The organism is Wolbachia endosymbiont (group A) of Colletes cunicularius, assembly GCF_964264715.1.
Lineage (GTDB): Bacteria > Pseudomonadota > Alphaproteobacteria > Rickettsiales > Anaplasmataceae > Wolbachia.
Genome location: NZ_OZ183471.1, coordinates 655,140 through 669,060, shown reverse-complemented (window position 1 = coordinate 669,060; position 13,921 = coordinate 655,140). Strand labels below are relative to the sequence as shown.

At 35.4% G+C, this 13,921-nt stretch carries 16 protein-coding genes and 3 pseudogenes; 9 read left to right on the top strand and 10 right to left on the bottom strand.

Features of this window, described 5'->3' with window-relative positions:
* Positions 1 to 164: 164 nt before the first annotated feature.
* Complete coding sequence (locus ACFELZ_RS03915) at positions 165 to 872, top strand: pyridoxine 5'-phosphate synthase (RefSeq protein WP_375316552.1); 708 nt, start codon at positions 165 to 167, stop codon at positions 870 to 872.
* Here the strand turns inward: ACFELZ_RS03915 and ACFELZ_RS03910 are convergent.
* From ACFELZ_RS03910 to rplM, 3 genes are all read right to left on the bottom strand, one after another.
* Entirely contained in the window at positions 865 to 1,176 is a 312-nt protein-coding gene (locus ACFELZ_RS03910) for an HU family DNA-binding protein (RefSeq protein WP_375316551.1), read from the bottom strand. The two genes, ACFELZ_RS03915 and ACFELZ_RS03910, sit on opposite strands and share 8 nt — an antisense overlap.
* Before the next feature lie 146 nt (positions 1,177 to 1,322).
* Positions 1,323 to 1,778: a 30S ribosomal protein S9 gene (gene rpsI / locus ACFELZ_RS03905; RefSeq protein ID WP_264732271.1), complete on the bottom strand. Its 456-nt coding sequence runs from the start codon at positions 1,776 to 1,778 to the stop codon at positions 1,323 to 1,325.
* 10 nt (positions 1,779 to 1,788) lie between these two features.
* Positions 1,789 to 2,247 (bottom strand): 50S ribosomal protein L13, encoded by a 459-nt coding sequence (gene rplM, locus ACFELZ_RS03900; RefSeq protein WP_253309391.1) that lies wholly within the window; start codon positions 2,245 to 2,247, stop codon positions 1,789 to 1,791.
* A gap of 132 nt (positions 2,248 to 2,379) precedes the next feature.
* Here rplM and ACFELZ_RS03895 point away from each other — a divergent pair, with 132 nt between their 5' ends.
* The 3 genes from ACFELZ_RS03895 to ACFELZ_RS03885 all read left to right on the top strand — a co-directional run bounded on the left by ACFELZ_RS03895 (position 2,380) and on the right by ACFELZ_RS03885 (position 4,901).
* On the top strand, positions 2,380 to 3,621 hold the full coding sequence (locus ACFELZ_RS03895) for a TolC family protein (RefSeq protein WP_375316550.1): 1,242 nt from the start codon (positions 2,380 to 2,382) through the stop codon (positions 3,619 to 3,621).
* Between the two features lie 19 nt (positions 3,622 to 3,640).
* Positions 3,641 to 4,216 (top strand): PopZ family protein, encoded by a 576-nt coding sequence (locus ACFELZ_RS03890; protein ID WP_375316549.1) that lies wholly within the window; start codon positions 3,641 to 3,643, stop codon positions 4,214 to 4,216.
* 76 nt (positions 4,217 to 4,292) lie between these two features.
* Complete coding sequence (locus ACFELZ_RS03885; RefSeq protein WP_375316548.1) at positions 4,293 to 4,901, top strand: RlmE family RNA methyltransferase; 609 nt, start codon at positions 4,293 to 4,295, stop codon at positions 4,899 to 4,901.
* Here ACFELZ_RS03885 and ACFELZ_RS03880 read toward each other — a convergent pair.
* From ACFELZ_RS03880 to ACFELZ_RS03870, 3 genes and pseudogenes are all read right to left on the bottom strand, one after another.
* Positions 4,898 to 6,136: pseudogene (locus ACFELZ_RS03880) on the bottom strand (IS256 family transposase). The gene ACFELZ_RS03885 and the pseudogene ACFELZ_RS03880 sit on opposite strands and share 4 nt — an antisense overlap.
* Positions 6,137 to 6,699: 563 nt before the next feature.
* Positions 6,700 to 7,509, bottom strand: a complete 810-nt coding sequence (locus ACFELZ_RS03875; RefSeq protein ID WP_375316547.1) for an SDR family oxidoreductase — start codon at positions 7,507 to 7,509, stop codon at positions 6,700 to 6,702.
* Between the two features lie 5 nt (positions 7,510 to 7,514).
* On the bottom strand, positions 7,515 to 8,159 hold the full coding sequence (locus ACFELZ_RS03870) for an alpha/beta hydrolase (RefSeq protein WP_375316652.1): 645 nt from the start codon (positions 8,157 to 8,159) through the stop codon (positions 7,515 to 7,517).
* Positions 8,160 to 8,699: 540 nt separating this feature from the next.
* On the opposite strand from ACFELZ_RS03870, the gene ACFELZ_RS03865 reads away from it, so the two are divergent.
* The gene (locus tag ACFELZ_RS03865) at positions 8,700 to 8,816 is read left to right on the top strand and encodes a transposase (RefSeq protein ID WP_375316648.1); all 117 of its coding nucleotides are present in this window, start codon (positions 8,700 to 8,702) and stop codon (positions 8,814 to 8,816) included.
* Positions 8,817 to 8,881: 65 nt separating this feature from the next.
* Here the strand turns inward: ACFELZ_RS03865 and ACFELZ_RS03860 are convergent, their stop codons facing one another.
* A complete protein-coding gene (locus ACFELZ_RS03860; protein ID WP_375315786.1) occupies positions 8,882 to 9,742 on the bottom strand; it encodes an IS982 family transposase in 861 nt (286 codons plus the stop codon).
* A 149-nt stretch (positions 9,743 to 9,891) separates the two neighbouring features.
* On the bottom strand, positions 9,892 to 10,254 hold the full coding sequence (locus ACFELZ_RS03855) for a helix-turn-helix domain-containing protein (protein ID WP_375315796.1): 363 nt from the start codon (positions 10,252 to 10,254) through the stop codon (positions 9,892 to 9,894).
* A 67-nt stretch (positions 10,255 to 10,321) separates the two neighbouring features.
* On the opposite strand from ACFELZ_RS03855, the pseudogene ACFELZ_RS03850 reads away from it, so the two are divergent.
* From ACFELZ_RS03850 to ACFELZ_RS03835, 4 genes and pseudogenes are all read left to right on the top strand, one after another.
* A pseudogene (locus ACFELZ_RS03850) lies at positions 10,322 to 10,975 on the top strand (IS110 family transposase); the annotation flags it as partial.
* Positions 10,976 to 11,036: 61 nt separating this feature from the next.
* Positions 11,037 to 11,234 carry a transposase gene (locus tag ACFELZ_RS03845; protein WP_375315805.1) on the top strand — a complete coding sequence of 66 codons (198 nt, stop codon included), beginning with the start codon at positions 11,037 to 11,039 and terminating at the stop codon, positions 11,232 to 11,234.
* 3 nt (positions 11,235 to 11,237) lie between these two features.
* Complete coding sequence (locus ACFELZ_RS03840) at positions 11,238 to 11,402, top strand: hypothetical protein (RefSeq protein WP_375315781.1); 165 nt, start codon at positions 11,238 to 11,240, stop codon at positions 11,400 to 11,402.
* Positions 11,345 to 11,803, top strand: a complete 459-nt coding sequence (locus ACFELZ_RS03835; RefSeq protein WP_375316627.1) for a transposase — start codon at positions 11,345 to 11,347, stop codon at positions 11,801 to 11,803. The genes ACFELZ_RS03840 and ACFELZ_RS03835 overlap by 58 nt, the downstream gene beginning before the upstream one ends.
* Positions 11,804 to 11,819: 16 nt before the next feature.
* On the opposite strand, the pseudogene ACFELZ_RS03830 reads toward ACFELZ_RS03835, so the two are convergent.
* Positions 11,820 to 11,891: pseudogene (locus ACFELZ_RS03830) on the bottom strand (PD-(D/E)XK nuclease family transposase); the annotation flags it as partial.
* 80 nt (positions 11,892 to 11,971) lie between these two features.
* On the bottom strand, positions 11,972 to 13,222 hold the full coding sequence (ltrA, locus tag ACFELZ_RS03825) for a group II intron reverse transcriptase/maturase (protein WP_375316546.1): 1,251 nt from the start codon (positions 13,220 to 13,222) through the stop codon (positions 11,972 to 11,974).
* Between the last annotated feature and the right edge of the window lie 699 nt (positions 13,223 to 13,921).

Sequence of the window (13,921 nt, the reverse complement as noted above, 5' to 3'; positions counted from 1 at the left end):
CAAACGGATAACATACTCCCAAATGTCATTCCAGCGCGTGATGCTAGGCCATCTTGACAAATTTCGCCAGCCCCTTCTCTCGGCTATGGTATTGCTAATCAAACAATGACTATGCAAAAGACCTAATAACATGTATAATCCATAAATAATTTTTGAGGTAGATTGTGAAACTAGGTGTTAATATTGATCACGTTGCAACCCTCCGCAACGCACGCGGAACTTCCTACCCAGATCCATTGAAAGCAGCAGAAATAGCCATTGACGCTGGAGCAGACTTTATTACTGTACACTTACGAGAAGATAGAAGGCATATTAGAGATGAAGATGTATTTAACCTAAAAAAAAGCATTAGCACTGAGCTAAATCTTGAAATTGCAGCCACGGAAGAAATGCTTGAAATAGCAAAAAAGGTAAAACCCTATTCGATTAGTATAGTACCAGAAAAAAGAGAAGAATTAACAACCGAAGGTGGCCTGGATATCGTGAATATGCACAGTAAACTTTCTAATATAATAGAGGAAATGCATAGCTCTAGCATAAAAGTCTCACTGTTTATCGATCCAAATACTAATCAACTAAAATATCTTGAGAAGCTAGAGATAAAACCTGACATAATAGAAATTCACACAGGGGATTGCTGTGATAATCCATCAGAGAAAAAGTTACAGTTAATTACTAATGCTGCAGAGTACGTCAATAAATTAGGAATAGAATGCCACGCAGGACATGGCATAACTTATAAACACGCTAAGAAGATGACAAGAATACCTCACATCTCAGCTCTCAACATAGGCCACTATTTAATTAGCGAAGCTGTATTTTATGGCTTACACAGCGTAGTAAAAACAATGAAAATGATAATGTCTAACTAACTGCTGCTTTTTCCTTCTCATTTAAAATACTTAAAAGAGTTTGGCTTGCTTTAAATTTTACCCTTGTCTTTTCAGGAACAGTCATGATCTCACCATTTTGGGGGTTACGACATTGTTTCTCCTGACTTATAGCAGTAGAAAATGTTCCTATTCCATGCAAACGTATTTCACCTTTCCCATGCAGCTCATCCTTTATTATTTTAATAAACGCATCATGAATCTTGCTCAAATCAGATTTTGTTATATCTATATTCTGACCAGAACAATCTTCCTTTAATTTTTTTATTATATCTTCTTTACTCATAAATTACCTTAATATTGAAAAAATCACACAAATAGCATATTATGTTGACACCGATAGTCAACTAAATTCATCACAAAAATAGAGGATATCATACACTTTTGCAAATATTTGTATAATACTTACAAAAAAACACCACTATGAAATAACTATCTCTTAGAAAATTGACACTTTTTCCGAGCTTTATGTTGACCATATTTCTTACGTTCAACAACACGCGAATCTCTAGTTAAGAACTCACCATTACGTAATATAGAATGCAAATCTTGGCTTACACTACTTAAAGCTCTGCTTATTCCATGAGCTAGAGCACCTGCTTGACCAGATAGCCCTCCACCTTTTACAGTTGCAAATACATCATATTTGTCTAACGTAGAAGTTGCTACAAATGGCATTTTCACTATTTGGCACACTGACTCTCTTTTAAAATAAGAAATTAGATCGCCTTTTTTGTTAACACTAAATTTTCCACTTCCCGGCTTTATCCATACTCTTGCTGCAGATTCTTTTCTTCGGCCTGTAGCATATAAACGACCAAGCGAATCAACTGCTGATTTAATTGTCTTTTCTGACCAATCATTATTATTTATTGTAGAACTCTTCATTTTTACTCCATTACTTTTTATTTTTACGATTCAAAGAGGCAAAATCTATCTTTTCAGGTTGCTGCCCTTGATGCTTATGCTCTGAACCAGAATAAACATACAAATTTTCAAAGCGTCTACGCGCCATAGGGCCATCATCAAGCATCCTTTTCACTGCCATTTTTATTACACGCTCAGGAAATTTGCCATTTAAAATATTATCTGGAGTAGTTTTCTTCAAACCACCAGAATACCCTGTATGCTTATAGTAAATTTTATCTTTAAGCTTCTTCCCGGTAAAATGCACCTTTTCTGCGTTGATAATAATTACATTATCGCCACAATCCATATGAGGTGTATACTCAGGTTTATGCTTTCCACGCAATAGCGTCGCTACAAATGCTGCAAGCCTTCCTACCACTAATCCTTCTGCATCTATGACAAACCATTTTTTGTCGATTTGTTTCTCTTTTAAGAAAAAAGTTTTCATTGTAATTTAACTAAACAATAGTAAGCTACTATATACTTAATTTCTCAATAGTGTCAACAATATTAGTTATTGATTATTAAAGTAATTTATGTTAGTAATTGAGCTGCGCAACCAATATGCACAGGAAGTAGAATGTTTCGATTGATTATTACACTTGCGATCATTTTTGGTACTATAAGTTGCTATGCAACCGATGTGGGAGAAGTTATAAGCAAAGCGATCAAAAATAGCTCAAAAATAAAGTCTCAATTTTACCAATATAAAAGCGCAGAAAAACAGCTTAAGTCTTCTGGGTTAGCTGAGTTTTTACCTGACATTAATTTGCAATACAATTTCGATAGTAGTTTTAATCTTTATCCTTATAGTCAATCTAATTTATCTGGAAAACGCCTGATATTAAGCCAAAGGATAATAGATGGAGGCGGCACCTTTGCCACATTCAGTCGATCAAGTCATCTTCTCAAAGCAGAAAAAATGCGATTTCAGCAATTAAAACAAGAGGTTGCACTTAATGCTGTGAAAGCATATGTTGGTGTTTTACAAAAGACAGAAATATTAAAGCTCAGAGAACATAAAGAACGCGTTTCTTTGGAACATTTGTCAGCTATGAAAAAACGCTTTTCCCTTGGAGAGGTAACCAATGCTGAAGTTTCGTTAGCAAAAGCAAAATTTTCGTCTTCTATATCCGAAAGAGTTGATGCTGAAGGTAAATTAAAGTTGGCAAATATTGCTTATTATCATTTGATTGGCGAAGATGCTGATGACCTTTCTGAAGCTAATGATAAACTACCTTCTGTCCCAGAGCTAAATGAATGTTTACAATTAGCAAAAACCAATAATTTATCTCTAAAATCAGCAGTTTATCAAAAAAGAGCAGCCGGAATGGAAGTGATCGCTGAAAGCTCCAAGTGGCTTCCTTCTTTAAATCTAAGCGCAAGCAAAAATTTTGGGAAGGATGGTGTAAAATTAGACAAGCTATTAGAAAATGTTCATATAGTTTTTACTCTTGATGTTCCAATCTTTAAAAAAGGAGCGAATGCTTTTGGTGTCAGTAGAGCTAAAATGGATGCAAAAAAATCTACCTACGATTATTATGAAACGGTAAAAAATATAGAACAAGCAGTTGTAAATGCTTGGAATAATGTGCTAACAGCAAAAGCCATTATTAAAGCAAGTCAAGAAGCGGAAAAAGCAGCAGCTTTAGCATTTGAAGGAGTTGAGCAAGAGGTAAACTTAAGTTTAAAGAGTACATCTGACCTTTTGGACACTGAAGATGCATTATTTAAAGCACGTTCAGACTTAGTTGAAGCAAAAAGCAATTATGTGATTAGTGTTTATAATTTGCTTTTTATAATAAATAGTATAAATCTCTAAATTTAATGGTATTAGCACTATGCATGATGAACAAGACAATCAATCTGTAAAAGATATTCTAGAAGATATAAAAAAAGCTATATCGGGTAAAAACGCAAGTAACGATAAAGCAGAAATAAAGGATGAAAATGATGATGTGCTATACCTTGAGGAAGAGTATCCAGAAGACATGGAAGAAGATGGCAAAAAAGAAAATGGTAAAGAAGAGGACATTGATAATGATGACCAAAGTGAGGAAATGGCTTGCAACAATAACCAATTTAATGGCCATAGCTACAATTCAGAAGAAAAAAAAGATATTTATTTGTACGATAATATCCAAATGAGTAATAACAAAGCGAGTAATAGCGGCTTACAAGCGCAAAATAATGATCATCTAGTTTTAAAAGAGAATATGGAAGAGATCAAAGCGCTGCTTGGAAAAATGCAAAACGAATTGCAGCATAAACAACAAAAAAGAGCGAATCTTACTGTTGAAGAATTAGTTACATCTCTTTTAAAACCTCAGCTCTCAGAATGGCTGAATAAATATCTACATGCACTGGTAAAAGAAGTAGTTGAAAAAGAGCTCAAAGATATAATTAATAATAAGTAGGGTATTAGCAATAAAAACTAGAGTAAAGACGGCTAGAGGCAGAAAACTATCTTCAACAAGGTGGCTACATCGTCATTTGAATGATCAGTATGTGCGAAAAACTAGCAAGGATGGTTATAGGTCACGCTCAGCATATAAGCTGGTAGAAATGGATAATAAATTTAAATTATTCCAAGAAGGGCAAAAAATTATTGATCTTGGTGCTTCTCCTGGTGGATGGTCACAAGTCGCGTCTCAGAAAGGTGCAAATGTAGTTGCTCTTGACATGAAACCAATGAACGCAATTAATGGAGTAGAGTTTATACAATGTGATATTATCAATGGGCTTGAAACTTTAAGAGAAAAATTCAAGGATCAAAAATTTGATGTAATTTTATCTGACATGGCGCCCGAATCTTGTGGTTTAAAATCGTTGGATCATATCAGAATTATGCTTTCATGTGAGGCAGCGCTCAATTTTGCAAAGCATTTCTTGAGTCATGGTGGCACGTTTGTAGTAAAAATTTTCCAAGGAGAATCTGATAAAGATTTTTGTCACGAGCTAAAAAAAATGTTTAAAACAGTAAAATATTTTAAACCAAAGTCAAGTAGATCTGAATCTACAGAAATGTATTTGGTAAGTTTAGGCTTTATTGGCAGCAGACCTCGGGAATGTTCAAAAAAGTGTGTCAAACCGCATTTTTAGTTCAACTCAATTTTCAATCTATCTGGAAAGAAAATATCAAGTTGAGACATAGTTAAAGCCCAATTAGGCAGAGCCATAGTCCATTTTTGCTCTACCTTCTTTATAGCACAATATACCTGTTTATACAAGGCATTTGTGCTGGTAAATGAGCCCTTGGTTTTAGTGAATTTTCTGATCTGTCTGTGCAGCCCCTCAATTGGATTTGTGGTGTAAATTAGCCTTCTAACTGGGCTAGAATACTTGAAATAACCAGATAAATTTTCCCAATTGTTCTGCCACGATTTTATAACTAAAGGATACTTTTCTCCCCATTTTTCTTCCAGCTCAAGTAAGTAATTTTCAGCAATTTCTTTACTTGTAGCACGATATATTTTTTTCAAATCATTCATGAAAACTTTCACATCTTTGCTGGATACATATTTTAGTGAATTTCTTATCTGATGCACTATACATAGCTGTACTTCTGCTTTAGGAAACGCACTATTTATAGCTGCAGGAAAGCTTTTTAGCCCATCTACACATGCAATCAGAATATCTTCTACTCCTCTTTCTTTGAGGTCATTTAGCACTCCCAACCAAAAGTTAGCTCCTTCACTTTCAGCCAAATAAAAGCCCAGGACTTCTTTTCTGCCATTTTGGTCTATGCCCAATATATTGTACATACATTTACTTACGCAATGTCCATTCTCTTTGACCTTAAAGAACATCCCATCCATAAATACTATCGGGTATACTGATTGCAGTGGACGACTACGCCATTCATTGATTATAGGCAGTAATTTGTCGGTAATACTTTATATCTCTGCCGCCGATATTTTGTGATCATAAATTTCCTCAACGTGTGACGCTATATCTCTATAGCTCATACCACTGGCAAATGTGCTCAAAATCTTCGTTTCAAGCTCTGGATGTAAGCTTGTTTGCCTTTTTTTGACTATTTGCGGCTCAAAACTTCCTTCTCTATCCCTTGGCGTCAAAAGTTCAAATGAACCGGCACTTGTCCGTAAAGTCTTTCCATTTCTCCCATTTCTTCGATTATTCTCTTCACTTTCAGCTAATAAGTGGTTTTCTATTTCACCTTCCAAACTTGCCTCCAGCAGCTTTTTTATAAATGGTGTTAATGCTCCCTCCCTTCCTGTCAACGGTCTTCCTTCTCGTATAGACGACAGGATATTTGTTTCCAACTCTTTATAATCTACCAATCCGTTAGTTCTGTTTACTACTTTCTGACTCATTGTCAAACCTCCATTTTTTTATATCAATTTATTACTTTTTTTTCGGTTTGACACACTTTTTTGAACATTCCCTTTTAGGAGGAAAAAGCGTTCTGGAAGCTATACGAGATGGAAATTTTGAAAGAAATAGAAGTATTATACCAACTAGCGTAATTGAACAGCCAAATACTGCAACGAATACTCCACGATCTCACCTAGAGAACATTAGTCTGAGCGGACACAATTACAGAACTAAACGTATTGATTCAAGGTATGGCTAATGTGCAAATATTGAAGCAAAAGTGATCAGTGCTTGACACTGCTCTCCTTTTTCATCCCAGTGCCCAGACACTGGGATCCAGGAATTTTATTAAGTTGGTGAGCATAAAAATAGCTGTTTTACGTTAAAGTACAATGTTTTGATGATTATGGAAAGGCTGGATTCCAGTGTCAAGCACTGGAATGACACCATTTGTTGTAAACTTACTTTTTTCTTGATGATTATCTTTTTGGTTTATCTCGCCTACCTATTTTGCCACTTTGCTGAACGGATACAACTAAACAATAGGTCTATCTACTTCATTCTAATGTGATTTCAGTTTTTTTACGTGCAAACTCTCTAATCCCACCTTATAGTTAGGATAAATTAGAGAGACATTAAGATCTTTTTTAATTTTAACATTACTTACTTTTTTTGACCCTAAATAAAAACTCTGTGCATAATCTGGTAAGGAAGAAACCTCAATTGGCTCTGGAGGACTAACATTGAGAAGTTTGGCTGCATACATTATCACTTCAGATTGTGTAGTGGGTAAATCATCTGCACAATTGTATACTTCACCAGGTTTTATGTTTCGCATGGAAGAAAATAGAATGTTCGATATATCTTCAACGTAAATACGAGAAAAAAAATGCCCTTCTTTTTTCACATTTTTTGCTTTGCCAAGCTGCAAGTCAATTAACACGTTCCTACCAGGACCGTATATTCCAGCTAAACGAAAAATATGTACAGGCAGTTTGCTATTCAGCCACTTCTTTTCAGATCTAAGGCGCTTTTCTCCTCTGATTTCTATAGGTTTTGTTTCAGATTCCTCATTCACCCAATTACCAGAGTAATCACCATAAACGCTAGTTGCAGACAAATAACCAAACCATTTAACATTTTGCAGGCAATCACCATATCTCTCCATAACATCATCACCATCTGGAGGAATAGAAATTAAAACGTGCGTTGCGCTTTTAAGCAGATCTTGACTAACTTTCTCATAATTAAAGAGGATTACATTTTGTATATTTTTACTTCTTGATGTGCCACTGACTTTCCAACCTAAGTTCAGCAGTTTTTTCGATAAAAATTTAGCCACATATCCATAACCAAAGCAAAACAAGTGCATGAAAATTAATTTTTAAAATTCTTCTTGATAAATTCTACTCCTAATTTTATCCCCTCTTCATTAATAATATGCCCTAATCCATGAATTGGGTGCCCTTCAACATTTACCCCATTTTCTTTCAGAGCTTTAACCGCTAAGTCGAGAGACGAAAAAGGTACCACGTCGTCAGCATCACCATGGATAACACATATGTTAGGTTTTGACTTGATCTCTGGTGCAGTTTTTGAAGGTGAAAGAAACCTACCAGAGTATGCAACAACTGATGCACATGATTGAGAGCGGGTGAGAGCTGTATGTATTGCAAGCATTGCTCCTTGAGAAAATCCAACCAAAGAAAGTTGCGCATCTTTTAAATTAAGCTCCTTTAATTTTGTATCAATGAAATGATTTACAATTGATGTAGCATTTTTTACTCCATTATATAGCGCTTCCTCACTACGATCTTCCAAGCTGAACCACTGATAACCATCACCTATTTCTCTTTCAAACGGAGCATTGGGTGCTACAAAATATGACTCGGGTAAAAACTTGCTCATAACTTTAGCAAGGTAAATGAAATTATCGCCACTTGAGCCCCAACCATGTAAAAAAATAATCAAATTTTTCTTATTTCCGCCTGCACAAATTTCTTGGCCTTTAAGTTCAATCATTTCTTTTCCTTTTGCATTTATATTTTTATTTAACACTAATTTTCAAATTTGTAAAAACATACTGTGATTGCTGTTGAATGATGGAGAGACATACTCCATTATTTTATACCTATAGCTAACTGAAAAAAGGTTACCTCAGAAGGGATAAAAAGGTATAAAATGGCTTTGGAATAAGTGCAATTTGGTATAGGTTAAAACAGCTAAAAATAACCTTAAAAAAAGTCACATTCTATCAAGAGCGCAATCAAGAAGATAGGCAGCAATTTATCGATAAAGTCTCAAAAATAGACCACTGTAGCATTTTATATATAGATGAAGCAGGAGTTGATCATAGACTATACCGAGGATATGCATGAGCTCCAAGAGGAGAAAAAATATATGCTGATGTTCCAGGAAAAAAGCGGGAAAGAGTGAGTATAATAGGTGGATGGATTGAAAAGAAGTTTATTGCACCAATGACCTTCACAGGAGGGTGTAATAAAGATGTATTTAATGTATGGTTAGAGCGAACCACAATTGCAGCGTAATACAACCATAGTTATGGATAATGCTACATTCCATAAAACTCCCAAAACAAAGTCATTAATAGAGTCTTTTGGCTGTCATTTGCTTTATCTTCCAACATATTCACCTGCTCACTTTTACCCACAAATGTAAAAAGTGAGTAAGCTAAATAATTTAGGATCAAAATGATAGAAACAAGTACAAACGCGAATTCTGGATTAAGGAAGGAAGAAAGTATAGGAAATAGAAGGCTTTGTGGATTTGATGGAATAGGAAATGAGAGTAGAAAAGATATGAACCAAAAAATTAACAGGGGATCTATGGCGAGTGTGTTCAATTTCTAGTCTATTTTTTAGGTAACCAAAAACAGTCTCAATGATAGACCTTTTTCTCAGTAAAATCTTCTCATTTAACGAAATCAATGTATTTTTCATACCTTTTTTCACCTTGGTAACAAGTTTCAAACCTCGGTCAAACAGCTTCTGAAAAAGCTCTTTTGCAATATAACCTTTGTCACCAAACAAAAGACCGATTAATTTTTCCGTCAGATTTGGCACAGGTATCCTATCATCAACATTGCCTTTTGTTAGCGTAAGTGCATGAATTTCAACATTTTCATTGATTACCATATGTAATTTGAAACCAAAAAACCAGCCGTAAGTGCTCTTGCTTAATTTTGCAATTCCAGCAAAAACTTTGTTTTTGGATATTCTTTTTGCATGACAAACTGCAATGGGAGTTGTGTCTATATATGAAATTCCAGTGTTTTCTGACTGTCCACAAAGCCAATGCAACAACATTGCTAAATGCCACAAAACCCTAGGCTTTAGAGCAACAAACCTGGTATATGAAGGTAACTTTGGAAACTCTGATTTGTAGAGCAACGTTAGGTAATGTAGATAGAAAGTTTTACACGGAGATTGTTGATATAGCAGGATTATTGTCATGATTTCGGAGTGCTCAATTTCCGTTGTTCTTGTGGGGTTTTTACCATTTGGCAGTAGTTTATCTGCAAAATTTTTCTCTATATCTCTGCAAAAATCATCGACCAAACAAAACAGTTTTGTTATATCTTCCATGGGTAACCTCATCTATTTTTTTATCACTGCTGAGTTTACCCTGTTTTCTTGCCTTTTCTATTCTCCTTTAATCCAGAATTCACGTTATGAATATCAAGTTTTCTTTTTCTATTCCTTCTATTTTTTTTATGAACTCCTTGCGTTTCTCTTCATTCCTTTCCTGATAAAGAAAAGTTTTTTTTATATGTATAGTTTACTTTTTTAAGATAATTGTAGACTGTGCCTTTGCACATGTTGCCAAATTTTTCAATTATTTTTTCAACCGTAATATCTCGGTTTTCATCCAGAAATTTGACAAAGCCATCTAAGTATTTAATTTTATGACTATGTCCCTTTTGGTAGCCTGAAGACGGTTTTATACTTCCTGTTTCTTCTCTTCTTTTCCTCCACCAGTATATAGTTTTTCTATCAATTTTGAACATCTTGCTTACTTCTTCCATAGTCATTTTTTTCTCGTCAACCACTTTTAAAACTCGTTCCCTCAGGTCCTCACTATATGGCTTTGCCATCATTCTACCTTAATTAAAGCAGTATTATACCTTTTTACACTCCTTTGAGGAAACCTTATTTCGGTTAGCTATAGAACAGGAAAAACCAGAGTATATTAAAAAACTTCGCTTACAGGATTTAGATAATTTTATTAAAGATCTTCGAGAAACAGATGAAGTAGCTTTTGAGGCAACAGGTAATAGCTGTTTCTTCTATGATGAAGTGTCACCTTACGTTAAGCGCGTTGTAATAGTTGCTCCCTTGCAGTTTGAAGGTATTCGTCGTTCTGTAAACAAAACAGATAAGCATGATGCAAGAGCTATTGCTTTTTTTCTTAGTAAAGATATGTTGCCTGAAGCAAAACTTAAAAGCAGAAAATGCCAACAATTAGCTTCTCTTCTAAAAACAAGAGATCAGTTAGTAAAGTCAAGGGTATCTTTAATCAATAAAACGCATGGCCTTTTTAATTACCACGGAATAAAGATTAAAAAGGAAGTACTGACAACCAAAGCGGGACTTGAACGCTCTCTTGGTAAACATGATTGGAGTTACTTGGAAAAGGTTGAGATTGAAGTGATTAGCAGTAATCTGGAAGTCATTCGAGAAAGTCTCAAAAAACTTGAAAAGGAAATTATAGCTTTTGCTAAACAGCTTCCTGGATTTAATAATCTCATCAGCATTAAAGGCATTGGTGCAATTTCTGCAGCTGTCTTCGTTGCAACAATTGGTGATATTAATGATTTTAGAGCCTGTCTTCAAACTAAGTAGAAAGGAGTTAAGAAGTGTGTTATAAGATATATTTTAAATGTACCCAAGCGATATAAGTGACAAAGAATGGAAGATAATAGAGCTATATTTTGAACCTAAAAAGACCGGCAGACCAAGAAAACATAGTATTAGAACAATTATTAACGCAATCCGCTATATGATGAGAACAGGATGTCAATGGAGACAACTGCCTAAAGATTTTCCACCATGGAAAACAGTGTATAGTTGTAATTAGCGATTGAAAAAAAGTGGAATATGGCAAGAGATTCATGATTTTCTAGTTAAAAAAGTAAGAGAGATAATTGGTAAGAATGAAACTCCATCAGTGGGAATAATAGATAGCCAATCAGTAAAAACTACTCAAAAAGGGGATCCAGAGGATATGATGCTGGCAAGAAAGTAAAGGGTAGAAAGCGCCACATCGTTGTAGATACTGTAGGTCTTGTAATTGCTGCTGAAGTACAAAGTGCAAGCATTCAGGATCTTGATGGTGCACTAAATCTTTTTGTTCAAGCCAAATGCAAAGCTCCAACATTACATAAGTTTTTTGCTGATCAAGGATACACAGGTAAATTGCAAAACCTCTGCTTATTGGAAACTGGATGTTTATTGACGATTACCAAGAAAATAGTTGATACAGGATTTCAGGTTATTCCCAAACGTTGGATTGTTGAGAGAACCTTTGCTTGGCTCTCCAATTTTAGACGTATGAGTAAGGATTATGAGCATTCTCCTCTCACTTCAAAAAATAACATCTTCTTTAATATGATCACTATTATGCTTCACAAATTAGCTCATTCTTGAGTTTGAAGACAGGCTCTAAGATGTCATTCAAAAAGTGGATAAGAATATTCTTGTTTTTTTCAGTGCCGAACACTCGTTTGAAGGGCAGGAGAGTAGACCAGGAAAACTTCCTTCCTGGCCCCTCACAGAACCTTACGTGAAACTCGCGCTTCATAAGGCTCCCACTAGTCATTGCCCTAACCCTATACTTAATTTCCGGTGTACAAACAGATTTGGTTTACTCTTTGCAGTTCTCTCTAGTACCTTAGCTGCTTTGGTTCTATGTCCTCTCAGCTTTTTGTACTTTGCTTGAAACCACTTTCTGAGTTTCCTATTAAACATTCTTATTATGCTATCTAGTGCAGTTATATGATACTTCCCGTAATAATTAAACCACCCCCTCAGGATTGGATTACATATCCGTGATATATCTTCTATTTCCAAGTTTGTTCTACGAGCAAATTTCCAGCCTCTAATTTCTTTTCTCATCTTCTTCAAACTTTCTTTGCTTGCTATTGGAGTAAAGCTTACAAATAGGCTACCATCTTTTCTATTCCGTACAAGCCTTTTTCGAAATTCATACCCAAGGAATGTGAATGATACATTCTCATGATTCTCCTTCCGCTTTCCATCTTGACAATAGATAATTTTGGTCTTTGTATGTTTTATTTCCAATTTGCAAATCTTCAGTCTCTGTTCAAGTTGACTCAAAATTAGTTGTGCTTGGTTCTCGCTTACACAATGTATAACACCATCATCAGCATATCTTGCCCACTTTATACTTGGATATTCTCTCCTCATCCATACATCAAAACTATAGTGCATAAATAGGTTGCTTAAGATAGGACTCACTACACCTCCCTGCGGTACTCCGCTGAGACGCTTTATCCTTGTTCCATCTTCAAGTTGTATATCTGCACTTAGCCATCTTTGTATGTATAAGAGAATCCACTTGTTTGTAGTGTGTTTTCTGACTGCTTTCATCAGTAGATTGTGATCTATGTTATCAAACATTCCCTTGACGTCAAACTCTATTAACCAATTTTGGTAGAAGCATCGCTTTCTAGTTTGTCCTATAGCATCTAACGCCGATTTATTTGGCCTATAACCATATGAATCTTCATCAAATACCTTCTCAAGCTCTGGTTCTAAAACACTTCTTACAACTTCCTGTGCTATACGATCGGAGACAGTAGGTATTCCAAGTGTCCTTGTCCCTCCTTCTGCCTTGATTATATCACAAGCCTTTACTGCAGGTGGAAAATAACTACCAGATGACAGCCTATTCCATAACTTATAAAGGTTCTTGCTTAAATCTTGATCAAACTTTTCAATTGTTAGATCATCAATACCTGCCCCTCCTCTGTTTTCTTTAACTCTTTTATAAGCCGAAAATACTAGAGATTTCGGTATATCAAAAGGCTTTGTTCGTTCAATCATTTTCATCCTCCTTCAAGTTGAAAGATTTACTAAAGTCGACTAGCTCAACCCCTTCGCTCCATAGTCATTACAACCACTTCTTCACTACTACGCGCCCCAGTGATTTGCATCGCTACTCTAAAACTTGAGGATTAGCCTCTTGCTTGTCTCGCTTTTCATCAAATCGACTGGTTCCTGCAGTTCCTTATCAAAGCCCAGATCAGACTCACGCCACCTTTATGCCGAACACCGCCTACACAGTAATCAGGTTCCCTGTAAGCTCTTAAGAGGAGAACGATTCACTCCCCCTTTCGATGTTCACTTCCAATTTCGACACGTTCATCAGTGGTTCACTTACGTTCGCCTTTCTGATCCACACCTTCCAGCTCTTATGCTGATTTTTCCTTAACGCTTATGACCCTATCTCTTAAATAGAGCCACTTAAGGTGGTTTGAAACCTGCTCCTGAAAGCCGATTTCGAAGGACCTTCCTTCATCTTCAATAAAGCTTCTCACAAACATTACTTTGTTTGTTGCTGCAGCACACAATCATATTTAGGATCTAGAAATTTCGAAAAAGCCATGGCAAAAATGCTTGAAAATATTAATAATTATACACTGTTATTAACAATTATTCAACCATATTTTTGAAGATAGCTATAGCTAAAGTGACTTAGGTTTACCGATAATTTGAAAAACAAAAATTCGTCATTCCGCTACT

Coding starts and splice junctions, on each gene's coding strand:
- ACFELZ_RS03845 (WP_375315805.1), top strand. CDS start 11,037: ATGTACCCAAGCGATATAAGTGACAAAGAATGGAAGATAATAGAGCTA.
- ACFELZ_RS03855 (WP_375315796.1), bottom strand. CDS start 10,254: ATGATGGCAAAGCCATATAGTGAGGACCTGAGGGAACGAGTTTTAAAA.
- ACFELZ_RS03910 (WP_375316551.1), bottom strand. CDS start 1,176: ATGAGTAAAGAAGATATAATAAAAAAATTAAAGGAAGATTGTTCTGGT.
- rplM (WP_253309391.1), bottom strand. CDS start 2,247: ATGAAAACTTTTTTCTTAAAAGAGAAACAAATCGACAAAAAATGGTTT.
- ACFELZ_RS03890 (WP_375316549.1), top strand. CDS start 3,641: ATGCATGATGAACAAGACAATCAATCTGTAAAAGATATTCTAGAAGAT.
- ACFELZ_RS03865 (WP_375316648.1), top strand. CDS start 8,700: ATGGATAATGCTACATTCCATAAAACTCCCAAAACAAAGTCATTAATA.
- ACFELZ_RS03875 (WP_375316547.1), bottom strand. CDS start 7,509: ATGCACTTGTTTTGCTTTGGTTATGGATATGTGGCTAAATTTTTATCG.
- ACFELZ_RS03860 (WP_375315786.1), bottom strand. CDS start 9,742: ATGGAAGATATAACAAAACTGTTTTGTTTGGTCGATGATTTTTGCAGA.
- ACFELZ_RS03870 (WP_375316652.1), bottom strand. CDS start 8,159: ATGATTGAACTTAAAGGCCAAGAAATTTGTGCAGGCGGAAATAAGAAA.
- rpsI (WP_264732271.1), bottom strand. CDS start 1,778: ATGAAGAGTTCTACAATAAATAATAATGATTGGTCAGAAAAGACAATT.
- ltrA (WP_375316546.1), bottom strand. CDS start 13,222: ATGATTGAACGAACAAAGCCTTTTGATATACCGAAATCTCTAGTATTT.
- ACFELZ_RS03895 (WP_375316550.1), top strand. CDS start 2,380: ATGTTTCGATTGATTATTACACTTGCGATCATTTTTGGTACTATAAGT.